The 23,163-nt window shown below is 41.3% G+C and carries 23 protein-coding genes; 2 read left to right on the top strand and 21 right to left on the bottom strand.

Annotation, left to right across the window (positions count from 1 at the left end; genetic code table 11):
- Positions 1 to 121 precede the first annotated feature (121 nt).
- Positions 122 to 1,780 (bottom strand): C40 family peptidase, encoded by a 1,659-nt coding sequence (locus EKM98_RS09635; protein WP_125982335.1) that lies wholly within the window; start codon positions 1,778 to 1,780, stop codon positions 122 to 124.
- A gap of 410 nt (positions 1,781 to 2,190) precedes the next feature.
- Here EKM98_RS09635 and EKM98_RS09640 point away from each other — a divergent pair, with 410 nt between their 5' ends.
- Entirely contained in the window at positions 2,191 to 2,889 is a 699-nt protein-coding gene (locus tag EKM98_RS09640; protein ID WP_125982336.1) for a metal-dependent transcriptional regulator, read from the top strand.
- Positions 2,890 to 2,988: 99 nt separating this feature from the next.
- Here the strand turns inward: EKM98_RS09640 and EKM98_RS09645 are convergent, their stop codons facing one another.
- The 11 genes from EKM98_RS09645 to racE form a co-directional block, all read right to left on the bottom strand.
- Positions 2,989 to 3,474 (bottom strand): S-ribosylhomocysteine lyase, encoded by a 486-nt coding sequence (locus EKM98_RS09645; RefSeq protein ID WP_068223408.1) that lies wholly within the window; start codon positions 3,472 to 3,474, stop codon positions 2,989 to 2,991.
- Between the two features lie 84 nt (positions 3,475 to 3,558).
- Positions 3,559 to 4,131, bottom strand: a complete 573-nt coding sequence (locus EKM98_RS09650; protein WP_125982338.1) for a non-canonical purine NTP pyrophosphatase — start codon at positions 4,129 to 4,131, stop codon at positions 3,559 to 3,561.
- A gap of 73 nt (positions 4,132 to 4,204) precedes the next feature.
- On the bottom strand, positions 4,205 to 4,768 hold the full coding sequence (gene folE / locus EKM98_RS09655) for a GTP cyclohydrolase I FolE (protein WP_125982340.1): 564 nt from the start codon (positions 4,766 to 4,768) through the stop codon (positions 4,205 to 4,207).
- Positions 4,740 to 5,252: a 2-amino-4-hydroxy-6-hydroxymethyldihydropteridine diphosphokinase gene (gene folK, locus EKM98_RS09660; protein ID WP_225418564.1), complete on the bottom strand. Its 513-nt coding sequence runs from the start codon at positions 5,250 to 5,252 to the stop codon at positions 4,740 to 4,742. Before folK ends, folE begins: the two co-directional genes overlap by 29 nt.
- Positions 5,242 to 5,610, bottom strand: coding sequence for a dihydroneopterin aldolase (folB, locus tag EKM98_RS09665; RefSeq protein WP_164512694.1), 369 nt, complete (start codon positions 5,608 to 5,610; stop codon positions 5,242 to 5,244). The genes folK and folB overlap by 11 nt, the downstream gene beginning before the upstream one ends.
- Before the next feature lie 56 nt (positions 5,611 to 5,666).
- A complete protein-coding gene (gene folP, locus EKM98_RS09670; protein ID WP_225418565.1) occupies positions 5,667 to 6,779 on the bottom strand; it encodes a dihydropteroate synthase in 1,113 nt (370 codons plus the stop codon).
- Positions 6,780 to 7,266: 487 nt separating this feature from the next.
- A complete protein-coding gene (locus tag EKM98_RS09675; protein WP_125982342.1) occupies positions 7,267 to 8,409 on the bottom strand; it encodes an N-acetyldiaminopimelate deacetylase in 1,143 nt (380 codons plus the stop codon).
- 285 nt (positions 8,410 to 8,694) lie between these two features.
- Positions 8,695 to 9,399, bottom strand: a complete 705-nt coding sequence (gene dapD, locus EKM98_RS09680; RefSeq protein WP_125982344.1) for a 2,3,4,5-tetrahydropyridine-2,6-dicarboxylate N-acetyltransferase — start codon at positions 9,397 to 9,399, stop codon at positions 8,695 to 8,697.
- Positions 9,400 to 9,421: 22 nt separating this feature from the next.
- Positions 9,422 to 9,919, bottom strand: coding sequence for a cyclic-di-AMP-binding protein CbpB (cbpB, locus tag EKM98_RS09685; protein WP_068223390.1), 498 nt, complete (start codon positions 9,917 to 9,919; stop codon positions 9,422 to 9,424).
- Positions 9,920 to 10,068: 149 nt separating this feature from the next.
- Entirely contained in the window at positions 10,069 to 11,430 is a 1,362-nt protein-coding gene (gene rph, locus EKM98_RS09690) for a ribonuclease PH (RefSeq protein ID WP_125982346.1), read from the bottom strand.
- A 16-nt stretch (positions 11,431 to 11,446) separates the two neighbouring features.
- A complete protein-coding gene (racE, locus tag EKM98_RS09695; RefSeq protein ID WP_125982348.1) occupies positions 11,447 to 12,250 on the bottom strand; it encodes a glutamate racemase in 804 nt (267 codons plus the stop codon).
- A gap of 172 nt (positions 12,251 to 12,422) precedes the next feature.
- Here racE and EKM98_RS09700 point away from each other — a divergent pair, with 172 nt between their 5' ends.
- A complete protein-coding gene (locus EKM98_RS09700; protein ID WP_125982349.1) occupies positions 12,423 to 13,061 on the top strand; it encodes a YslB family protein in 639 nt (212 codons plus the stop codon).
- Between the two features lie 69 nt (positions 13,062 to 13,130).
- Here EKM98_RS09700 and EKM98_RS09705 read toward each other — a convergent pair whose 3' ends face one another.
- From EKM98_RS09705 to alaS, 9 genes are all read right to left on the bottom strand, one after another.
- A complete protein-coding gene (locus EKM98_RS09705; RefSeq protein WP_125982351.1) occupies positions 13,131 to 14,531 on the bottom strand; it encodes a helix-hairpin-helix domain-containing protein in 1,401 nt (466 codons plus the stop codon).
- A gap of 221 nt (positions 14,532 to 14,752) precedes the next feature.
- Positions 14,753 to 15,076 carry a thioredoxin gene (gene trxA / locus EKM98_RS09710; RefSeq protein ID WP_068223376.1) on the bottom strand — a complete coding sequence of 108 codons (324 nt, stop codon included), beginning with the start codon at positions 15,074 to 15,076 and terminating at the stop codon, positions 14,753 to 14,755.
- Positions 15,077 to 15,228: 152 nt separating this feature from the next.
- Positions 15,229 to 17,586, bottom strand: coding sequence for an endonuclease MutS2 (locus EKM98_RS09715; protein WP_125982353.1), 2,358 nt, complete (start codon positions 17,584 to 17,586; stop codon positions 15,229 to 15,231).
- Positions 17,587 to 17,736: 150 nt separating this feature from the next.
- Positions 17,737 to 18,270: a CvpA family protein gene (locus tag EKM98_RS09720; protein WP_125982355.1), complete on the bottom strand. Its 534-nt coding sequence runs from the start codon at positions 18,268 to 18,270 to the stop codon at positions 17,737 to 17,739.
- Positions 18,271 to 18,293: 23 nt separating this feature from the next.
- A complete protein-coding gene (locus EKM98_RS09725) occupies positions 18,294 to 18,557 on the bottom strand; it encodes a cell division protein ZapA (RefSeq protein WP_125982357.1) in 264 nt (87 codons plus the stop codon).
- Between the two features lie 313 nt (positions 18,558 to 18,870).
- Positions 18,871 to 19,185, bottom strand: a complete 315-nt coding sequence (locus EKM98_RS09730; protein ID WP_068223365.1) for a DUF1292 domain-containing protein — start codon at positions 19,183 to 19,185, stop codon at positions 18,871 to 18,873.
- A gap of 14 nt (positions 19,186 to 19,199) precedes the next feature.
- Positions 19,200 to 19,637: a Holliday junction resolvase RuvX gene (ruvX, locus tag EKM98_RS09735; protein WP_125982359.1), complete on the bottom strand. Its 438-nt coding sequence runs from the start codon at positions 19,635 to 19,637 to the stop codon at positions 19,200 to 19,202.
- A complete protein-coding gene (locus EKM98_RS09740; protein ID WP_068223359.1) occupies positions 19,637 to 19,897 on the bottom strand; it encodes an IreB family regulatory phosphoprotein in 261 nt (86 codons plus the stop codon). The genes ruvX and EKM98_RS09740 overlap by 1 nt, the downstream gene beginning before the upstream one ends.
- Positions 19,898 to 20,245: 348 nt before the next feature.
- On the bottom strand, positions 20,246 to 22,885 hold the full coding sequence (alaS, locus tag EKM98_RS09745) for an alanine--tRNA ligase (RefSeq protein WP_125982360.1): 2,640 nt from the start codon (positions 22,883 to 22,885) through the stop codon (positions 20,246 to 20,248).
- Positions 22,886 to 23,163 lie beyond the last annotated feature (278 nt).

Genomic DNA, 23,163 nt, shown 5'->3' on the forward strand with positions numbered 1-23,163 from the left:
ATAAAAAAACAGCATTAGAAGTTGCCTAACTTCTAACGCTGTAAAATTGGCTATCAACAGGATTTGACAGAGAGCCTAAAATTGTCGAATTAGGACAACTCTAGAGTGATCTTTTATATGCTTAAAGTACTCGTACACCAAATGATGGTTCGAAATAACTAGAAATTGACTGTACTTGTACGTTTTCACCGGGTTGTGGTGCGGCAATGTACTGGTTACCACCAATATATAGCGCAACGTGATAAGTTGCCCCAGCAGCTCCCCAGAAGACTAAATCACCAGGTTGTAAGGCACTAATAGAAACCTTTTGACCAGCACTTTCTTGTGAAACCGTGTAGGCTGGTAAACTGATGCCGGCAGCCGAGAAGGCGTAACTAGTCAGGCCTGAACAATCTAACCCAACATTAGCTGTATGACCACCCCAAACGTAAGGTACACCAATTTGCGACTCAGCAGCTGCAATTACCTTTTGAACTGCTGATTGATTAGTTGTTGTGCTTGCAGTACTAGCAGCACTTTGACTTGGTGTAGTCGAAACTGGTGTCGTACTAGCCTGGCTACTTTGTGTTGTCTGAACTGTGTTAGTTGCTTCAGTTGCAGCACTTGATTGTGTCTGAGTTTGACTCACATTAGCAGCCGAGGTTGCAGCTGCTTGACTGGCAGCGGCCGAGCTTGCATTAGCAGTTGAAGTTGCGGCCGATTGGGCTGCAGCTTGGCTTGCATTAGCGACTGAAGTTGCAGCTGACTGCGCCGCGGCCTGACTGGCATTAGCACTTGAAGTTGCAGCTGATTGGGCAACGGCCTGACTAGTAGCCGCGGCACTTGACTGTGCCTGACTAACATTAGCCGCTGAGGTTGCAGCTGACTGCGAGGCAGCTTGGCTTGCTGCGGCAGCACTTGAAGCGACCGCTAAACTAGCATTGGCACTTGAAGTTGCAGCTGATTGAGCAACGGCCTGACTAGCAGCCGCAGCACTTGACTGTGCCTGAGCTAAACTAGCATTGGCAGCCGAAGTTGCAGCCGACTGACTGGAATTAGTCGCTGAAGTTGCAGTTGATTGTGTGTCAGCTTGACTAGCAGCAGTAGTATTTGCGGCCGATTGTTCAGCACTGGAAGCTGGTGTTGCACTAGCCTGTGAAGTCGTAGCAGCACTAACTGGTGTTGCTGCAGCTGTTGTATTAGCAGCAGATGAACTCTTAGTTGCTGTCGCTGTTAAAGAAACTGATTGGGTAACAGCTTGTGTGTTTGCTAATTCAGGATCATTTAGCGCCACATAAGCACTTGGTACCCACTGGTTAGTTCCAATTTGATACCAAGTTAATCCATAAACTTGTTTTTGTGCGGTTACATTAATTGTTTGTTTAAACGTTAAATATTTACCAGTTGGCTGACCACTAGTTGGTGCTGTCCAAATAGTCGTTGCGCCAGATTGATATTTGGAAGTAACGGTATCCTTCTTAGCCGTTGTTGCTGCTTGTTTAGCGACTGTAACGTACTTTGCAGGTACCCACTGGTCGTTACCAACATTATACCAAGTTTCACCAGCAATTTGCTGCTGACTTTCAACGTTAACAGTTTGTCCACTCGTTAAATAATGATTAGCAGTTAATCCTTTACTTGGGTTATTCCAAACAGTTGTTGCGCCATTTTGAAAATTAACCTTACCCGTAGTAGTTGCCGCCTGTGCTTGTGAAGTTCCAACCAATGCTGCCCCGGCTAGACCAACAACTCCCGCAGCTACGTATGTAGAGAAATGATTCTTAGATTTTGCTTTTGTCATATAACAGCCTCCTTGTTAATATTCATATTCAGTTCAGTAATTTTAAACCAGAAAAACGTAAACGTTCCCCGAAGTTTCTAGTGCTTAGTATAACGTATTTTAAGATAATTTTACAGTTATGTTTACCATTTAATAAGTTAATTATGATTGCAATTGATAAAGTAGGTAAACCAAACCGAATTACTTACCACTGGCTCATGAGCTAATTGCTCTTTAACTCACAGGATCTAGTGTACAATATTTTCAATCTTTTCTAAAGTTTTTACACCTATGTCATTAATTCACAATATTTGTCACAGTTTCGTCATCTAATTCATTTTGGCGCCGTTGCCTAATTCATTGTAATTGCGGTATACTATAAGCAATAAATTTTAATATTAGAATTTTGCTATAGGAGCGTGATAACGTCAATGACGCCTATTAAAGAAGATTATTTGAAGATAATATTCGAACTCGGTGGTGCTAAACGTGAAGTTTCAAATAAACAAATTGCTTTAGCATTAGGGATCGCAGCTGGTTCAGTGACAGAGATGATCTCTAAATTAAAAAAAGAACGCCTTGTTTCGCATAAACCTTACGATGATATTTCATTAACAAAAAAAGGCCTAGATCAGGCCATCCTATTAATTCGTAAACACCGTTTATGGGAGACTTTTCTGGCTTCTACGCTTGATTTTGCCTTAGCGGATATTCATCCTGAAGCTGAGGTTCTGGAGCACGCAACTAGTGCCGAGCTACTAGCACACCTTGATAAGTTTCTTAACTACCCAACCCATTGTCCCCACGGTGGTGTCATCCCTGATCGTGATGGTAACTTTCAAGAAGAAAGTTACACTGTCTTGGATGATATTCCTGATGGTGAAACGGTCACCATTGAACGCTTTATTGATGATCATGATCTACTAATTTACTTACGTGATATTAATTTAAAATTAGAAACTCAAATTAAGGTCATCAAGCACGAACCATTTGATGGTCCCATTGCAGTACAGGAAGTTGCCAGTGGTAAGCAACTTAGTATTAGTTTTAAGGCGTCCCATAATATTTTTGTTACTGATGAACAGGGTAATCCCTTCAAAGTTGATAAAATGGCTAAGAAAAAAGAATAATAAATAAAATTTCCCACCATTAGTAGACTTTGTTAACTACTAATGGTGGGAAATTTTATTTTACAATAGTGAATTAAACTATCCGATTAATTCAGGAAACTATAATGATTTAGTGACGACTTTGCGGTCAAAAGGATCCGAGCTAATGCCTTCTGCCAAAATTTTCTTTGCCCATTCCTTAGCGGAGAACAATGAATGGTCGCGGTAATTACCACAACTTGTAATATCAGTTCCTTGCACGTCATCCCAAGTCGCTGGTCCAGCAATAAATTCAAGTGAGCCCTTCAAAGCCTCAGCAACTTCGGTTGTAGAATGTTCGCCCCAAGTAATTAAATGAAAACCAGTCCGGCAACCAAATGGTGAACAATCAATTACACCAGACATTCGGTCACGCAATAATCCGGCTAACATATGTTCAATTGTATGTAGACCTGCAGTTGGAATTGCGTTTTCATTTGGTTGAACTAAACGTAAATCAAAGTTTGAAATTTCATCACCCTTTTTGCCAGTTTCAACGGTAATTAAACGAACATAAGGTGCTTTAACCTTTGTATGATCCAACGTAAAACTTTCTACTTTTGCCATCTTTTAAAAACCCCCATTTAATTTAAATCCTAGTTACCAACTTCATTGTACTGCTTTTTTACTTATTTTTGAACCATGCGGCAATTACCAATTCAATTGACCCAACTGCTGCATTAAATTAAGCATTGCACGCCCGCGGTGACTATAGTGACGCCGCTTTTTAGCTGGTAGTTCGGCCAGTGTTTTACCTAGTTGTGGCAATTCCAATAGTTGATCAAAACCACCACTATAATGCCCGCGGGCCAGATTAACTAATTGACCGGTAACACATCCTTCAGCACTCAACCACAATGCATTCGGCAACCGTAAAACAAGCACACTTCGTAAGCTAACTTGCCGATTCGTTTCACCGGCCAATCTTTTTAATAAATAATCATTCCACTGCGCCGGTGGAATTTGGGCCAGGTCCCGGCGTGTTCGAACACCAAAGGATTGTGGTAAGGCCCTAAATTCAATTCCGGAATCATCTGCCAGAATTGGCAAAGCAATATTTTCTAACGCCATTACTTTGGCTTTCCCGTTAGCGTAATAACTAATGTTGCCTTCCGCCGGAAAATTAATTGCTTTCGGTAAAATCAAATTAACGTTAGCTGGCATTAACTTACTCAGTTCTACCAACTTTTTCTGGTTATGACTAGCAAAAATAATTGTTTTCATCTGATGATCACTACCTTTTAAAATGCTGCAATATCAATGATTAATGTAGCTGCAACTATTTACGGCCAAACAATCATAGTGCCAAGCGTTGCTGAAATTCGTTTTTCGCCACGGCAGTTTTCAAACTTCCAGAAAAGGCGGCGGTGACCGTTTCACTTCCGATTTTTTGGACACCACGCATTTCCATACACATATGGCGTGCCTTAACTTCCACCGCAATCCCCCCTGGCTGCAATATTTTATCCAGCTCGGCCACAATCTGTGAAGTGAGCCGCTCCTGAACGTTAGGTCGTTTAGCAACGTAATCCACCAAGCGAGCTATTTTACTCAAACCAATAATTTGACCGGCCTTAGGGACATAACCGACATTAACCGTCCCCCAAAAAGGGAGTAAATGATGTTCACACATTGAGTAAAAAGGAATTTCTTTAACAATCACAAGGTCATTTTCACTATCCGTTTTAAACATTTTATAATTTTCAAATTCTGTTTCTTTCACGCTAGAAAAAATCTCCGCGTACATCCGTGCAACTCGCGCTGGCGTCTCTTTTAAACCTGGTCGCTCAATATCTTCGCCCACGGTTTCCAAGATCGTTTGAACGGCCAACTCAATTTTTTTCAACTCGGTCTGCTTCATTGAACACACTCCCAATCTTTTCAATTCGTTGTTGATCACCTAATCTTTGTAATAAAATTAATGTCTGCTTGTGCAATTTTCCAGTTGTAATTTCCAACAAAGGAACTAATACAAACGAGCGGCGGTGCATTTGCGAATGTGGGATTGTCAGTGATTTTGTTTGAATTTTTAAATCATCATACACCAAAATATCTAGGTCAATTGTGCGCGGGCCCCAATGAATTTTTCGTTGCCGCTTACCCGCGGCTTCAATCTGATGCAATTTTACTAGTAAGTCGGTTGGCGTTAATGAGGTCCGTAAATAAAGTGCACAGTTATAAAAATCGTCCTGTTTAACCCCACCAACTGGTGCCGTTTGGTATAAACTTGAAATTTGTTGAACGTTGATTTCAGGAACATTTTTTAAGGCATTAATTGCCGTCTCCAATGCTAGTCTGCGGTCACCAAGATTGGCACCTAAACTCAAATACACATCATACATCATCGCGTTTCACTTCACTAGCAACCGCAACATGATCAAAAATACCATCGATCGGGACACTATATTTGCGAAGCTCTAGCTTGATACTCATCACTTTGGGGTACGCAGCTAATATTCCCTGGGTTAAATAATTGGCCAGACTTTCAATTAATTGATACTGGTGTGTTTTAACCGACTGAGCAATTGTTTGGTAAACGGCAGCGTAATTTACCGTTTGCCGTAAGTCATCCCTGGTTCCAAGTTTTTCAAAAGAAACCTGCAGTACAACATCGATCTCCAACCGTTGCCCTAACTTATTTTCTTCCTTTAAAACGCCATTATACGTATAAAATTGCATATTCGTTATTTTGATTTGACCCATTAGTAGTCCTCCCTTTTTATAAAGTCACAAATTATACTTAATCTCTGATCAACAATTTAATACGCAAAACTCCGCTTTACTTTATCAATAATTGTCAATGTTTGGCGGGCTGCTTCAACGTCATGAGCACGCATAAAATTAACGTCTAAACTAGTTGAATTTGCAAATAAGGCCATTGTTGGTACTAATCGTTCGCTAACAGACAAATTCAGTAATTTGCCAATGAATCCTTTTCGTGAAGGTGCTATTAAGGTGGCAACGCCTAAATCATTAAAAGCATCCAAATTGTGCAGCAATGTATATTCCTGTTCGTAAGTTTTACCAAAATCGCCACCTAACCCAACGTCAATCATTAATTGCTGCCGAGTTAAGCCGGCCGAAATTGCCGTTTGAATCGTACTTGCAAAATACTGGTGAATATCCGTTATTAGATCTTGGTAATGCGTTGTATTTTGCGTATGCATAATGATTAGCCCCGCATTGGCCTGGACAACGGCGTTTAAAATTTCTACGGTCACTGGCTTGACATCATTAATAATTGCTGCGCCGGCAGCCAATACACCTTCAACCACTTTGTACTTATAAGTATCAACGGCGATTGGCACCTTGATGGTGTTCCTAATAGCCTTTAATACTGGTAAAATACGGCGCAATTCTTCATCTGCGCTAATCTCATTGTAACTTTGCCGCGTTGATTGACCACCTAATTCGATCACGTTAGCACCCTGGGCAACCATTTGCTTTGCACGGGCAACTGCCTTTTCAGTTGTAAAATACTGGCCACCATCGGAAAAGGAATCATCTGTAATATTTAAAATACCGTAAACAGAGGTCTGGGCCTGGGTATCAATTGTAAACTGCCGTGCCTTAAACTGTTTAGCTTGTTTTAACTCACGGCTAATCGACAGTAAAGCAGTTTGGTACGCAGATAGACTTTCACTTGTAACGTGAACTTGGTAAAGCCAATACTTATTGACCAGTAAAAATTCACGCTGTTGGTGTCTAAAAGCAGCAACGCGACCATGCTGATTAAAGGCCTTGATTGCTGCCGTTTGCCATTCTTGACCCGCTTCAACTTCCAAAATAATTGTTTCGGCCTTCAATTGGATAAGAAAATTAGGCGAAAATAATTGCTGTCCTACTTTTGCCGGTACTAGCTTAATTTTCACGACAGTTCCTCCTTGCTTTACTTATAATTACAATTAGCTTAAACTATTTTGAAGGTAAACGTCAATAAAATAGCAGTGGGGGAGTGGGACAAAGGTTGGCTTTGGGTTTACTGCGCAACGTAAACTAATCCAATAACCGTATTATGGTTATTGGATTAGCAATAGTTAAGCACGTGAACCCTGGCTTTTGGCGCACGTTCTAGCGTAATGATCGGAAATAGAAGAGGCCAGGACTTTTGTCCTGGCCTCCACTGCTTAGTCTAGTTCGTGTTTGAAGCAGATCTTTAATAGTATTTTACTTAACTAGGGTGTGTCTTCAAATTAAAAAATGTTCGTTTTTGTAGAAAATTTAACTATTTTTCAAAGCTAATAGTCTACTTTTACCGAATCATTGTACCAAAAACTATGAAAAATCCAAGAATAGACTGGATTTATCGATTTTGAAGACACGCCCTAGTTTAGTGTAAATACTTTTTTCAAATATTTCCTATGCTAAAGTTTGATCTCGTTGTTTAAAGTAGGCCGTAATGGCAGCAACACCTTTTCCAATTGCCGCTTCATTTGGCGCTAACTTTTCTGAATGTAGTTGATAGGGTTGATCAACCCCTAGCCAAAACATAGTTCCGTTAATTTTAGAGATTAAGTAACCGAAATCCTCCCCAGTCATCGCCGGTTCAGTTTCAATAAAATTGACTCCTGGTTCTTGCTGCATGAAATCAATCAACGCTTTAGTTGTAGCGGGATTATTTTCAACCGGATAATAACCACCTTGGTTGAGCTTTAATTCAACTTCACAATTAAAGGCCAATGCAACGCCTTCAGCAATTGTTTGAACACGTCGTTGAATATGGCGATTCATTTTTTGCGTTAGCGCACGAATTGTCCCGTCAATCTTAGCCTCACCACTGATAACATTACCAATCGTCCCCGCGTGAAATTGGCCAAGCGTGACCACACCCGCTTCAATTGGATTAACATTGCGGCTCACAATTGTTTGTAGTTGGCTGACAAAGTAAGCACCAGCAACTACCATATCGTTAGCAAGGTGCGGGTAAGCCGCGTGACCACTCTTACCGTGAAAACGAGCGTGAATTTCGCAAGTTCCCGCGAAAAGTGTCCCTTGGCGACAACCAATTGCTCCAGCTGGTAACTGTGGATTGATGTGTAGACCGTAAATTTCGTCAGGCAGCCAATCATCCAGAGCCCCACTGTCATATAATCGCTTACCACCACTAGCATTCTCTTCAGCTGGTTGAAACAAGAAAAACAAGTTGTTCTTTGGTTGGTGCTCAGCAAAATACGCTAAGAGCCCGAGAGCAACCGTCATGTGTAAATCATGCCCACAAGCGTGCATCATTCCTGGATGCTTAGAGGCAAAAGGCAAACCAGTTTTTTCAGTTACAGGCAGGGCATCAATATCCGTCCGCCAACCGATTGTTTGCTTAGCTGCACTACCGGTAATAAATACCAACGTCGCCGTTTCAACCGTTTTAATTTTTAAATTAGTTTGCGGCAATCGCTTAATAACATTAAGTAAATAGGCCTGCGTTTCATGTTCTTGCAAACCAAGCTCAGGAATTTGATGTAAATCTTCGTATATCTTTGTTAGAGCCTTCGTCGTTAGTGTCAACTATTTCATCCCTTTATCAAAGAGTGGCTAAAAAGCCATTTAAATTCTACGCCGCAATTGCAGGTTACTATAGGTTGCACCGAGTATACCCGATCAGATTAAGTTTGAATCACATCTAAAGCCATTAATAGCCTTATTACGATAATAACGATTCAACTAAGACTATCGGGACAAGCCGAAAACATCGCGCCGGGCACTCGTCCAAGGCATGCTTAAAAAAGCACCCTTAAATTAACCTAATTACCGAATAGTTATAAAAATAATTTTTAACTATAATTTTACCCGCTAATCTAATTTACGTAAGGCATCTAGAATTTCAGTCTTACTTCGAGTTTTATCGTCAATATCTTTAATTTTCTTGGCCGGTACACCGGCAACAACCGTATTTGGTGCAACGTCTTTCGTGACAATAGCGCCGGCAGCAACAACAGCACCCTTACCAACATGAATGCCTTCCAAAACAACTGCATTAGCACCAACTAAAACATCATCATCAATCATAACGGGTTGGGCTGAAGGTGGCTCAACGACGCCGGCAAGTACAGCGCCAGCACCAATATGTGCCCGCTTACCAACAGTTGCCCTGCCGCCAAGTACGGCGCCCATATCAATCATTGAGCCTTCACCAATCACGGCACCAATATTAATTACGGCACCCATCATAATCACGGCATTTTTATGAATTTCAACCTGATCGCGAATAAATGCTCCTGGTTCAATTCGAGCATCAAATTGTTTTAAATCAACCATTGGAACGGCCGAGTTTCGGGCACTATTTTCAACGTGGTAATCACTAATTGCGGCCGCATTTTTCTTTAAAAAAGGTTCAACAACGGCCCAATCACCAAAGAGTACCCCCGTTTTTGTTTCAAAAAAAGTTTCTAATTCATCTGGCACCTTTAAAGCGGCCAGGTTTCCCTTAAGATAAACCTTAACTGGTGTTTGCTTCTTTGCCTCACTAATAAAGCGAATAATTTCGTTGGCGTCCAAAACGACACCCACCTTTCCTATTTCATTTTTTTAAGGTTAAATTTTCATTTACCTCTCCCTGTTTAATTAGTTGTGGTTCCCGCTCAAAATTATGAACAACGTAGTTAAAACTTTTCATCATTTCACGCCGCGTCACAATTCCCGTAAAGTCACCTTCGCGACTAACTACCGGTAAAAACGGATCATCTACTAATAAATGTAATATTAACTCAATGTCATAGGGATTTTCAACTGTCGCAACATCACGTTCACAAACTTCGCCAACGTAATGCTGACTAAGCTGGCTCACGTCAATATCATCCAGCCCTAACATTGTGTCCGTAATCATTGGCATTGACAACAAACCAATGAATTTTGAATCAGCATCCAGAACGGGAATTTTGGAATAACGAACTTTTGTCAAGACTAAAAAAGCGTGGTTTAGTTTATTATCAACTTGGACATTGGCAACCTTTTCAGCAGGAATCAAAAAATGATCCTGATTTTTTGCAAGCATTGTAAGCATTGGCTGACTAATCACGAAAACCGCCTCCATTCATTACCTTTATTGTACTGAAAACTAGATGTAAAATCAGCTTTTCCCAACGACTTCATTCAAATTTAAATAATCAATGAACTTAAGGGACGTTTAAAAAAGTTAATTAAGCTAGTTTGTGCTAGAAAAATGCGCTAATCCTCGGCCAACCAGCCTTGCCACTGATTCTCTAGTTTTCGCAAGGCATTACCCCGGTGTGAAATTTTATTTTTTTCAACCTCGGTTAATTCTGCCATACTCTTTTTCAAACTTGGTACGTAAAATAAGGGGTCATAGCCAAACCCATTATCCCCACGCGGAATCGATAAGATCTCACCGGCAACCTCGCCATCAACCACTAAATCATCTTTGGGACGACCAGGTTTCGCAAAGACAAGCGTTGTATGAAAAGTCGCAGTGCGCTTTTCCTTGGGCAATTCACTTAATTCATATAGTAACTTGGCGTTATTTGCGGCATCATTATGATCACCGGCAAAACGCGCCGAATAAACCCCAGGGCGGCCGTGTAAAGCATCAACCATCAACCCGGAATCATCCGCCAAAACGGGTAGATTTAATTTCAAAGCAATTGAGTCAGCCTTTAGGCGTGCATTTTCTTCGAATGTTTTGCCGGTTTCTTTAACCTCAGGAATTTCCGGAAAATCAAGCAAGGTTTTAACCGTTAAATCGGCCTCGGCAAACATTGACTTGAATTCCTTCGCCTTACCTGGGTTACGTGTTGCAACTACAATTGTTTGCTCACCTAAATTAGCCGTATCGTAGGGGTGCAGCAATTTTTCAAACTGATGTCGTTGCGCTGTAATGAGTTGCTCAACCCCTTTTGTCCCTAAATAAAGTAGATCATTTAGTTCACTACCAGAAAAAGTTGCCTCTTCACCAGTTCCTTGCAGCTCAACAAATTCACCACTACCAGTCCGCACAATGTTCATGTCAACTTCAGCCTGTGAATCTTCATCGTAATCAAGATCAAGTACTGGCCCTAATTCAGGTACGATTCCAACACTGATGGCCGCCAAATCGTCCTTCAATGGATCTTCTGTCAGCACTTGGGTATCTAGTAAGTGCTGAATCGCTAATTTTAAGGCAAAAAAAGCCCCGGTAATGCTGGCCGTTCTTGTTCCACCATCCGCCTGCAAAACATCACAATCGACGATAATTGAACGCTCACCAAGCTTTTCTAAATCAACTACTGCCCGTAAAGAGCGGCCAATTAAGCGCTGAATCTCAATCGTCCGCCCATTTTGGTGGCCCCGTGTTGCTTCACGTCGAGTCCGTTGCTGTGTTGCTCGGGGTAACATACTATATTCCGCGCTAATCCAGCCCTTACCCTGTCCCTGCAAAAATTTAGGTAAGTGTTCTTCAACACTTGCATTACAGACAATTTGCGTATCACCAAGTACCATCAAGACTGAGCCTTCAGGATTTTTCAGATAATTGGGTACCATTTTAAATGGCCGTAACTCAGCCTTTCCCCGATCATTTTGTCGTTGTAACATAACTTTAACCTCCAAATTAAAAGTCAACGTGCTGCGTATCTAAATCGCCTAATTGTAGCCAATCCCCCGCAATTTCGTTAAACATTTTAGGATTACCCGTGGTATAAAAAGCGTGTTGCGGTGCTACCTGATTATTCTCGTTGGCAATCTCAAAATAATCTAAAAGCATCGACACTTGGGTCACCGTTTCGGCACCAGAATCAATTAAAGTCACCTGATCACCAACAAAATTTTGAATTAAAGGCCGTAGTAACGGGTAGTGTGTACAACCCATAACCAAAGTATCAATGTTTTTATCCGCAAAATAACTTAGATCATCCGCCACCACCTTTTTGGCAACGGCTGATCGATATTCATTACTTTCAACTAATGACACAAATTCAGGGCACGCTAAACTACTAACGGTTACGTGAGCCGCCTTCTGGTGAATGGCCTTAGCGTAAGCCTCACTTTTAATCGTCCCTTGCGTACCAATGACACCAATCCGTTGGTTTTTAGTTGCCTTAATTGCGGCTCGGCTGCCTGGTAAAATAACACCGATCACCGGAATTTTTAACTTGGCCTTTATCTCTTCTAAAGCGGCCGCCGTTGCCGTGTTACAAGCAATTACAATCATTTTAACGTTTTGGGCCAATAAGAAATTAGTCATTTCCCAAGTGAATTGTTTAACTTGTTCCTGCGGTCTAGGGCCATATGGATTACGTGCCGTATCACCGATATAAACAACTCGTTCGTTCGGTAACTGGCGCATTGCCTCACGAACAACGGTTAGTCCACCAGCACCAGAGTCCATAAAGCCAATCGCTTGTTCATTGCTCATTTATTTTGCCTCTTTTACCATTTAAAATTCTGTCCTTTATTGAACCTCGAACCTAAACTCTACCGCCATTTCAAAAATTGTGCAAGGTTTCCACTTTTATCATGAATTAAACGTGCGAACGATTCTTTTTTGGTATAATGAACTTAAGACCTTTTAAGAGGGGACGTTACCCATGACAGAAAACTTATATGACAGTTTAATAAAATCTTCCACAACGGCTAATTCTTTGAATTACGAATTATTGCGTGACGTGTTATTGCCTAATCTACTTGGTCAAGAATCGGCGGGTATTTTGTATTGGGCTGGTAAAAGTCTTGCTCGGCAATTACCATTGGCCGATATTAGCGATCTTTCTCACTTTTTTAGCCAGTTCGGCTTAGGTGACCTAACGCTAACTGAACAAGGACACCGGCAATATCATTTTACCTTGGCTGGCCCCGTTATCGAGAAAAGGCAAGCGGCTTTTGCGAAAGCTGACTTTCAGCTTGAAACTGGTTTTATTGCTCAGCAAATTCAACAGATCACTGCAGTAGTAGCTGAAGGTCAGCAAGAGATCGGCCAAGGTCTGGTTACGATCACGATTGCCACCGATACAACTGATACTCCTCTGACGACACAAACTGCCGAACCATTAACCTTTTCAAAGGATGACTCTGAGCCGATCGAATCGGCACCAGAAATAACAAAGGTCGAACCAAACATTGAAACAACCACAACTAAATCTGACAATAATACTGAACCCCGTGCAGGCTTTATTCCTTCGCGCCGTGACGACCATAAAAAACGCCACTGGTTTGGTAGCCATCATTAATCACTCATTCTTAAAGGAAGCAACTTAGGGTTAAACTTACAATCCTAGGCTGCTCCCCTTTTTTATAATTTAATTATCACGATTTGATTGACTTAATACCTTATTTAAATTTTCTGCGACTGTAACGGGTATGCCCAGTTTAACTAATTCGGCAACTGGTGCGGCCGCAATTTGCTCAATCGCGCCAAACTGACGTAAAAGTACTTGCTTTCTTTTGGGACCAATGCCGGGAACAGTATCTAGCAATGACGCAAAACCGCTCTTTTCATGACGTTGCCGAAAATAGGTAATGACAAAACGGTGAACCTCATTTTGAATTTGGGTAAGCAGGCGAAACGCCAAACTATCTTTCTCTAAAGGAACTATTTGCCCGGTAAATAATAAATGATCCGTGCGGTGATGCTGGTCCTTGACCATTCCGGCCACAGGAATTAATAAACCAAGTTGATCTTCTAAAACACCTTGCGCCACCGTAACTTGACCTGGCCCACCATCAATTAAAATAAGATCAGGTAAGCGGCTACCCATTTTTAATAACCGGGAATAGCGACGATAAATCACTTCACGCATTGCCGCATAATCATCCTGACCAATAACCGTCTTAATTTTGTATTTCCGGTAATTGGATTTTAACGGTCGACCATGTTCAAACACAACCATCGCGGAAACCAGATCTGCATCCTGCAAATTAGAATTATCAAAGGCCTCAATCCGGGTTGGCGCCGGCATGCCTAACGCAGTTCCTAAATCACGAACCGCCTGCTGACCATCCAGCTTAGTCGTTGCCACCTGCGACTGTGCAAATTTAATTGCTAACAAAACAGCGCCACGCTGGGAACCATGTTCAGGTTGCTGCCAGTTTTGTTCATGATCAGTTGCCAAAGTAAGTTCTTTGGGTAATAAAACACTAGTTGGTATTAAATGATTTTTTTGTTGATAAAATCTGGTTAAATAGGCTTTCATTGTTTGTTCAATCGATGTTTGTAATTTTAAAGTGACGGCAGTTCGCTGCTGGATGCTCTCCTGGCGAATGAACAAAGTTGTCAGACAAATTTGATTTCCTTTTACGGCGTACCCAAACGCATCTTGGCTTACCCTGGTCGCCGTCCAATGTTGTTGCTCAATTAAGGTGGCCAGTTTTTGCCAGTGATTGCGATAGGTTGCCGCCAATTCAAAATTCAACTTAGTTGCTTCCTGTTGCATTTTTTGGTTCAACAACATTTGTAACGGCTGATAATCACCGGCCAAAAAAGCACGACAGTTTTGCAACCATTGTTCTGTTCCTAACAGTGGTTTGAGCGCTCCAAGTAAATCGGACAATGTCTGGGCCACCTTGAAGCTAGGGTATGGTCCAGAGTAAGTTGCCTCATCATTTGAAATCATTGTCGTTATGGATAACACTGCAGGCTTCACTGCCAACTTTAAATAGGCGTAAACTTTTAAATCGCGTCCCTTTTGTTTTCGAATCACGGTCACTCCCTCCAGTATCAGGCCACTTAATTATAGCATTGAAGTTCTGGCTAGCTAGCAGTAACAGTCAAACTACTCTAAATCAAAAATGTTAATTAGCGTTTTGTTTATTAATCACCACTTTAAAAACCAGACCATTATTTTTCATCAAAAAAGCTGACCACAAAACCTAAGTTATGTGGTCAGCCTTATTATCATTCTCAGCGTTGAAACTTATTTTGTTAAGCCTCTGCTGCTGTATATTGTGCCAAAATTTTATCTAATTGATCTTTAGTATGGTAACCAACTAAGGTTTCAACAACTTGGCCGTCTTTTTTAACTAGCAGCGTTGGAATACTCATAATACCGAAGTTTTGAGCGGTATTAGGGTTTTCATCAACGTCCATTTTGGTGAACTTAACTTCACCATCATAATCCTCAGCTAGCTGTTCAACAACAGGTGATTGCATCCGACAAGGACCACACCAAGTTGCCCAAAAATCTGTTAGGACAACCCCTTTATCAGTTTCTTCACTAAAGTCTTTATCAGTGATTGCTTTTACCATTTTGCAGACCCCCTATTTAATTTACCTACTACAGAATTTGATTGCCATAGCCAGATTTCAAACTAAAGAAACCTGACCCACCCAATCGATAGTTACAGTTTAGCAGAAAAATTGGACGACAACAAACACTTTGCTTACAAAAAATAAGCTTACTATTTAAAAGTAACAACGGTCGCGCCATTACCACCCGCATTAAGCGGTGCAAAGGTAAATTTCTTAACTTGGCGATTACCCTGTAAATAAGTCGTAATCCCCTGGCGTAAGACGCCAGTACCCTTACCGTGCACAATTGTTACTTGTGGGTAGCCAGCTAAAAGCGCCGAGTCAATGTAGCGATCAACTTTTGCCAGTGCATTTTCGTACCGTTCACCTCGCAAATCAAGGGTTGGATTAACCCGATTAGTGGCGTGAATCGTTGTCGTTTGTTGTTTCTGTTTTTGTGGTGCCTCTGCTTTAGTTTTTTCTAAATCGCTAACTTTTACTTTTAATTTAATAATGCCAACTTGGACTTCCCAGTATTTCTTATCTAATTGTTGTAGCAACACCCCATGTTGTCCGTAAGTTGTTACCAAAACGTCATCCCCGACCTTTAAAGCCTGTTTATTTTTTTCGTGGCGCAATACTTTGTTTTTAGCTAAGGCCTTGTTCTGCTTCAAATTCTCCAAATCCGTTTTTGCGGCAATCAACTGATGTTCTTTGACGCCGGCCTGGCCACTTAATTGTAATTGGCGTAATTCATGAATGATTCGGTTACTTTCTTTTTGTGCCTTATTCACAATTTCGTTTGCCTGATCTTTGGCCTTATCCAGTTGTGTTTGCCGTGCATTGAAGAATTCACGACTGGCACTTTCTAAATCCTCATGCAACTCAGTGGCCTTTTGCAGCGTCACTCGCGCTTCTTGATATTCCTTTTGGGCCGCCTTACGCTGATTTTCTAAATCAGTAATCATATTGTTCAGGTCTTGACTATCATCGCTCATTAAACTCTTGGATTGGCTAATAACCAGTGGATCAAGTCCCAACCGTAACGCAATATCAAAGGCATTAGAACGACCAGGTACTCCCATTAATAAGCGATAAGTTGGCTGCAGCGTTTCAACATCAAACTCCATACTTGCGTTAATTGTATTGGGCCGATTATAGCCGTACGCTTTTAGTTCCGGATAATGAGTAGTTGCCATAACGTAGCTACCAATTGCACCAATTCGATCCAAAATTGAAATTGCTAGGGCCGCGCCTTCTTGGGGGTCGGTTCCAGCGCCCACTTCATCTAAAAGAACGAGACTTTTTTCATCAATCCGTTTTAATATCGTCACAATATTCGACATGTGAGCGGAGAAAGTACTTAAATTCTGCTCGATGGATTGTTCATCACCGATATCCGCAAATATATCAGCAAAAACACCAACGCGACTTTCCTCGTTGGCCGGAATAAATAGCCCAGCCTGGGCCATCAGCTGCAATAATCCAATCGTCTTCAAAGTGATTGTCTTCCCACCTGTATTAGGACCAGTAATGACAACCGCCTGAAAATTTTCACCAATTGAAATATCGTTAGCAACCACTTTATCCGCCGCAATCAGCGGGTGCCGTGCTTGGCGCAAGTTAACGTGATTGACGTCGTCTAATAGCGGCTCAGTGGCCTTAATTGCCTTGGCGTAACGCGCTTTAGCGTTGGCAAAATCTAAATGGCCGAGAATGTTTGCATTCTGGATAATTTCCGTTTGGTATGGTGCCAACTCGTTAGATAATTCTATTAAAAGTCGTTGTACTTCCTGGTGCTCTTCTGCTTGGCGTTGTCTTAAACGATTATTAAGGTCCAGCACACTTTGCGGTTCAATAAATAGTGTTAGACCAGTTGCACTTTGATCATGAACAACACCGCCAAAATGACTACGGTATTCTTGTTTGACGGGAATAACATAGCGCTCATTTCGAATGGTGATAATTGGTTCACTTAAATATTTGGCCTGTTTTCCCCGGGTGAAACCCTCCATGCGTTCCCGAATCTGACCTTCTAATTGTTGAATCCCATTTCGAATTCCCTTTAATTTGGTTGAAGCATCATCAGTGACGTGACCATCATCCTCCAACGAAACGCGAAGTCGCCGCGTTAAACTAGTAAGCGTAGCCAGTTCGTCCTGCCAGTGGTAAAGTCGCCGTAAATCAATTTCGGCACCACGTAAATCGGTAAAAAAGCGATCAACTTCTGCAGTTGCTCGTAAAACACGCCCAATTTGGGCAAGTTCCAGCCCATTTAAGGTTGCACCAATCGCTAAACGTTTCATGTGCGGCTGGATATTTTCTAACTGTGGAACCGGAATGGCTCCCTTTAGACGTAAAATATCGGCCGCATCCTTAGTCTCGTCTAAGGCACGTTGAATCGTAGCCTGATCGGCTGTGGGCATTAATTGCCGGCTCATTTGCTTACCCAAAGCAGACACCGTATATTGTTCAATTGCTTGTTTAATTTTACTAAATTCTAAAGTCGTTAGAATCTTTGAATCCACAACTCCCACTCCTTTTCAGTAGTGACTATTTCTTCATTATAGTTGACTTTAATGACACTAAGATAGGGCGAAAGGTAATTAACAGTTAACTAGCCACCGCTAGAAACCACCAAAATCAGATTACCCTTCGTCCTACTTATAATAAACTAATTAAATTGCCTGTAACCACCAGTGAATTGCTGGAATAGGGGTTAACTTAACCATCCCCCGCGCCAATATTGAATGAGCTAACGCCGTTTGTAGCCCTGCAATCGGTAATAAAGCAAGTAACGTCAAAATCAGGAAAATGCCAACATAGACAGTTAACACATTTAAAATACCGCCACCAATCATACTTGTTTGCTGTTCTAATGGATAAAAAGTTAATTGACTAACTAATACGCCCACAAAACGCACGATGACCCAACCAATCACTAAAACTAGCATGAAGGCACAGGCCGCATAAAAGGCATTATCTAATTTTAAACCAGTTTTTTGACTAAAGAAAGCAAATCGGCTTGACAGATCGGCCGATTGGTAAGGAACCCATAACGTTAGCTTTGGCGCAATTGATCGATAAAGTAGGCGCGCAAAGATAAAACTGATTAGATAACCTGCTGTATAAACAAGCTGCAACATTAATCCACGCCGGCGCCCAGCGTAGTATGCGTAGAGTAGCAGCAATAAAATAAGTATTGTTAACATTAGTTTCCTCTTAATCTCTAGCTTTAATCATTCTTCGACCGATTATTTAACCGGTCCTTTAAGGCATCAATTTGTGCTTGCAATTTAAGCTGCCCTGAAACCGTGTTAATTGCAAGCAAGACGGCCGCTTGTTCATCACTTAAATCAGCCGCAACATCCTTAATTTGCCCTAACTGGTTATTAACTAGCTTAGCAACAGTCTGCATATGTGCGTCTGTTGCGTCACCGATAATAATATACGACTTACCACCGATAACGACTTTAAAACGCCGCTTATTTTCAGCCACTGATTGGCCCTCCTCCGTGAACAAAAGCCGATTAATTAAAATAATTAATTCAACAGTAGCGCATATCCCGCGCTACCTGCTTTTGTAAAATTCAACGTGATTAATTTTAGCATGAAATTAACGAAATAAACAGTCAGTTTTAAAGCTGACTAACCTTAAATAACTAGTTTTAAGGAAATTTAAGCTTTTAACTGACTGTTAGTTAAATTAGCACACATAAAGTTAACGATTGAACTATCTGTTCATAATTAAATTATTGCATAAAAGACTTTTAGTGTATCTTTAAAACTTTTATCGGTTTTGCAACCACTCACTAATCTTCGTCATTATCATCATCAGCTAAGAAAGTATTGAGTACTTCCTCAACCATGTCCCATTCCTTATCGGATTCAATGGGGTAAAGATCCCCTTCAGCAGGATCACCCTTATCATTTGATTTAAAAGAAAACGCCTGAATGTCAACATCGTCGCCTTCTGCAGTTCCTGCCGGATAAAGTAAAACGTACGATTTTTCAAAATCATCTGAATCAAATGTGAACAGGATTTCATAAAGCTCCTCGTTACCATTTTCATCAACTAACGTAATCTGACGTTCATCTTCATTTTTCGGAGTTTGTTCGTTTGCCATCCGGGCACCTCTTTCTATAATTGGTTTTTTTGGATTGCTTCGCGGTCTAAAAAATTCTGTAAGATCATGACAGCAGCAAGCTTATCAATTACTTTTTTACGCTTTTTACGCGATGTGTTCGCCTGATCGATCAACATTCGTTCAGCTTCAACAGTTGTTAACCGTTCATCAATAAAAGAAACCGGCAACCCAAAAGTTGTTTTTAAAAGTTCACCGTATGCTTCAGAGGCCTTGGCCCGTGGACCAATTGAATTATTCATGTTTTTAGGTAAACCAACTACAAAATTAGTTACATCGTACTGCCTAACTAATTCTTTAAGCCGCTCTATCCCAAATTCACCCTCATCTTCGTTGATGCGAATAATTTCAACTCCTTGGGCGGTCCAGCCTAATAGATCGCTGACGGCCACACCCACGGTTCGCGAACCAACATCTAACCCCATATAGCGCATTAATTAGCCTCTTTCTTTAGATAACTACGAACCAATTCTTCAATAATTTCGTCGCGTTCGTGTTTACGAATTAAATTCCGGGCGTCGTTATACCGCGGAATATAGGCCGGATCACCTGACAGTAAATAACCAACAATCTGGTTAATCGGGTTATATCCCTTTTCGTCCAATGCTTTGTAAACCGTCTCTAATGTCTGTTTAACATTCTTTGGTTGTTCGTGGCCAAAATCAAAACTAACCGTTTTATCCAATGAACTCATAACTAACACCCCACCCTTTTCACTATCATCTATTCCATGCTACATTCTACTAGAAACTCAGCTAGGAAACAATTTAATTTGCTTTTGTTACAGCATTCGTAATCGAAATGACATTAAATTGGCATAAAAGCGCCCAAATGAAGAACGTCATAATTAGTACACCGTCAGATTCATAATTAATTTTATTGGCTAATCTTAGGCCGTGTTTGGAAAATACCTTGATTAGTATATTTTCACGACTAATCTGGTGTAAACGTGTTTGCAAAGGTCCGGAACCCTTTTTTAAACGCACTTTAACTTTACACCATAATAAATTTTTCAGTCCACTAATTTAATTCAAAAAAACGATTATCCTTGTAAAAATTCCGTACTTGCCTTTAGCGCATCCTGCAGCCCAGCTGGATTCTTACCACCAGCCTGGGCCATATCAGGACGGCCACCACCGCCACCGCCAACTTTTGGTGCAATGGCCTTAATTAAATCGCCGGCCTTTAATCCAGCCTTAATACCAGCTGGGCTAACTGCCGCAATTAAATTCACTTTGGCTCCGATAACTGTTCCTAACACAAGAACATCTGAAGCCGCCTTTTGTTTCCAATCATCCGCCAATTGGCGTAGTTGTTTCATATCGGCTACCTTGACTTGTTCAGCAATGATACTGGTTCCGTTAATCTCTTGAACGTTTTTGAAAACGTCTGAAGCCTGCTGTTGTGCTGACTTGGCCTGTAAACTTTCGATCTGTTTATTAGCATCCCGTAATTGTTCCTGCAGTTGAACAACCTTTGTGGGTACCGTCTTTAATTGCGTTGTCTTTAGGTCAGTTGCCGCTTGTTGCAGCCATTGTTCGCGCTCATTTAAAAAGTTGTAGGCAGCCTTAGACGTCACGGCCTCAATTCGTCGAATACCGGCACCAGTTCCCGTTTCACCCGTAATCTTAAATAGACCCAATTCTGCTGTATTCTTAGCGTGAGTTCCGCCATCAAATTCTTTTGAGTAATCGCCAATTGAAACAACACGAACTTCCTTGCCGTACTTTTCAGTAAAGAGCGCAATAGCGCCTAATTTTTTAGCCGATTCAATATCCGTAACTACCCAAGAAATAGGTAGTGCCGCCCAAATTTTCTCGTTGATAATTTGTTCAATTTGCGCCAACTCTGCGGCCGTTGTTTGACCAGAATGAGTGAAATCAAAGCGTAAATAATCTGGTTCAACGAGTGAGCCGGCCTGTCGTACGTGTTCGCCTAACACGTCCCGCAATGCTTGATCCAACAGATGAGTTGCCGTATGGTTCAGCGAAACTTTACGCCGAAAATCCGGGTCAACCTTTAATTGATAGTGTTCACCCTTTTTCAAAGGTGCCTTAACATCAACAGTATGCAAATTTTGGCCGTTTGGCGCGTGCTGCACATCAGTGACCACGGCAACTGTTTGCCCAGCTTCATTCGAAATCACACCTTGATCAGCAACTTGGCCGCCCATTTCGGCGTAAAATGGTGTCTCATCAAAAATAAGCTCGGCCGTACCAGTTGTTACCTGATCAACAATCTGATCATTGGCCACAATAACCGCTAAAGTTGCCTGATCCTTACTTAAATGATCCCAACCAATAAACTTACTCGTTGTTTTAACGTCTAACAACAGGCCACTCTGCACACCCATACCGTTATCTTGACTACGAGCAGCTCGAGCACGCTCTTTTTGCTTCTTCATTTCGGCGTTAAAGCCAGCCTCATCAACTGACAAACCTTCATCACCGGCGTATTCTTTTGTTAAATCAAAGGGAAAGCCATAAGTATCAAATAATTTAAAGGCTGCCGCACCAGATAAAAGAGCTGGTTGTTGTTCTTTTGCCGCCGTAATTTCCTTATCCAATAATTTCAGACCATCAGTCAATGTATTATTAAACCGATCTTCCTCTGACTTTATGATCTTGGCAATGTAATCACTCTGCTGCAAAACTTCAGGATAATAGCTTTCCATAATCTTGCCAACAACTGGGACCAATTTATACAAGAATGGTTCGTTAATTCCTAATTTTTTACCGTGAACCGTTGCCCGGCGAATTAGGCGCCGTAACACATAACCCCGACCTTCATTTGAAGGCAATGCACCATCACCGATGGCAAAGGTTACCGCCCGGGAATGATCAGCAATAACTTTAAAGGAAACATCATCTTGTTCATCCTTACCGTAAACTTTAGCGTTGCTCATTTTTTCAGTTGCGTGGATAATTGGTAAAAATAAATCCGTCTCAAAGTTAGTTTTAGCACCCTGAACAACAGAAACCAAGCGTTCTAGGCCCATTCCAGTATCAATGTTTTTATGTGGTAGTGGCTCATAGCTACCGTCAGGTTTATGATTAAATTCAGAAAATACAATATTCCAAACTTCAAGGTAGCGTTCATTTTCGCCACCAGGATAGTTTTCTGGATCATCAGTAGCAACGTTATTAAATTCTTGACCACGATCGTAAAAGATTTCTGAATCAGGACCACTTGGACCTTCGCCAATATCCCAGAAGTTATCTTCATCTTCAATAATATGATCTGGTTTAACGCCCGTTTCTTCCCAGATTTGCTTGGCCAATTTATCTTCCGGATAAACAGTAATGTACAATTTATTCGGGTCAAACGCCATCCATTTAGGACTGGTTAAAAATTCCCAGGCCCACGGAATTGCTTCTTTTTTAAAGTAATCACCGACGGAAAAATTGCCTAGCATCTCAAACAGTGTTTGGTGGCGCGCCGTTTTACCAACATTTTCAATATCATTAGTTCGAATACTTTTTTGTGATGAGGTCAACCGGGGATTTTCTGGCACTACTCGGCCATCAAAATACTTTTTCATTGTCGCAACACCTGAATTAATCCAAAGTAACGTTGGATCATCCACTGGTACTAGTGACGCTGACGGTTCAACGGTGTGGCCCTTTTCTTTAAAAAAGTCCAGGTACATTTGCCGAATCTGACTACTACTTAACTGCTTCAATTCAATTCATCCTCTCTTACTTAGCGCAAATAAAAAACACCCCTGCAACTTCAAGGACGCTTTTGCGCGGTACCACCTTGATTGCAACGATGTTAATCGTTCCCTCTTAAACTCATAACGCCGAGTCGCGAAATCTCACCAGGGAGCCAATTAAACAACGTTAGTGGTAAATTTTCAGTTAATTTTACCTTCCTGTAGAAACGTTTATTTAAAAGATATCCTGTCATTTATTTTCTGAAATTATTATAGAATTTAACGACACAACTGTCAACTTCGGC

The organism is Loigolactobacillus iwatensis (assembly GCF_003950295.1).
GTDB classification, from domain to species: domain Bacteria; phylum Bacillota; class Bacilli; order Lactobacillales; family Lactobacillaceae; genus Loigolactobacillus; species Loigolactobacillus iwatensis.

Excerpts from the sequence above, each read along its gene's own strand:
- ruvX (WP_125982359.1), bottom strand. The coding sequence starts at position 19,637 with ATGCGCTATATGGGGTTAGATGTTGGTTCGCGAACCGTGGGTGTGGCC.
- EKM98_RS09645 (WP_068223408.1), bottom strand. The coding sequence starts at position 3,474 with ATGGCAAAAGTAGAAAGTTTTACGTTGGATCATACAAAGGTTAAAGCA.
- trxA (WP_068223376.1), bottom strand. The coding sequence starts at position 15,076 with ATGGTAAAAGCAATCACTGATAAAGACTTTAGTGAAGAAACTGATAAA.
- EKM98_RS09740 (WP_068223359.1), bottom strand. The coding sequence starts at position 19,897 with ATGAGTTCATTGGATAAAACGGTTAGTTTTGATTTTGGCCACGAACAA.
- folE (WP_125982340.1), bottom strand. The coding sequence starts at position 4,768 with ATGAAGCAGACCGAGTTGAAAAAAATTGAGTTGGCCGTTCAAACGATC.
- EKM98_RS09635 (WP_125982335.1), bottom strand. The coding sequence starts at position 1,780 with ATGACAAAAGCAAAATCTAAGAATCATTTCTCTACATACGTAGCTGCG.
- EKM98_RS09700 (WP_125982349.1), top strand. The coding sequence starts at position 12,423 with ATGACAGAAAACTTATATGACAGTTTAATAAAATCTTCCACAACGGCT.
- rph (WP_125982346.1), bottom strand. The coding sequence starts at position 11,430 with ATGTTACAACGACAAAATGATCGGGGAAAGGCTGAGTTACGGCCATTT.
- folB (WP_164512694.1), bottom strand. The coding sequence starts at position 5,610 with ATGGGTCAAATCAAAATAACGAATATGCAATTTTATACGTATAATGGC.
- EKM98_RS09720 (WP_125982355.1), bottom strand. The coding sequence starts at position 18,270 with ATGTTAACAATACTTATTTTATTGCTGCTACTCTACGCATACTACGCT.
- racE (WP_125982348.1), bottom strand. The coding sequence starts at position 12,250 with ATGAGCAATGAACAAGCGATTGGCTTTATGGACTCTGGTGCTGGTGGA.
- EKM98_RS09650 (WP_125982338.1), bottom strand. The coding sequence starts at position 4,131 with ATGAAAACAATTATTTTTGCTAGTCATAACCAGAAAAAGTTGGTAGAA.
- EKM98_RS09730 (WP_068223365.1), bottom strand. The coding sequence starts at position 19,185 with ATGGCAAACGAACAAACTCCGAAAAATGAAGATGAACGTCAGATTACG.
- EKM98_RS09640 (WP_125982336.1), top strand. The coding sequence starts at position 2,191 with ATGACGCCTATTAAAGAAGATTATTTGAAGATAATATTCGAACTCGGT.
- folK (WP_225418564.1), bottom strand. The coding sequence starts at position 5,252 with ATGATGTATGATGTGTATTTGAGTTTAGGTGCCAATCTTGGTGACCGC.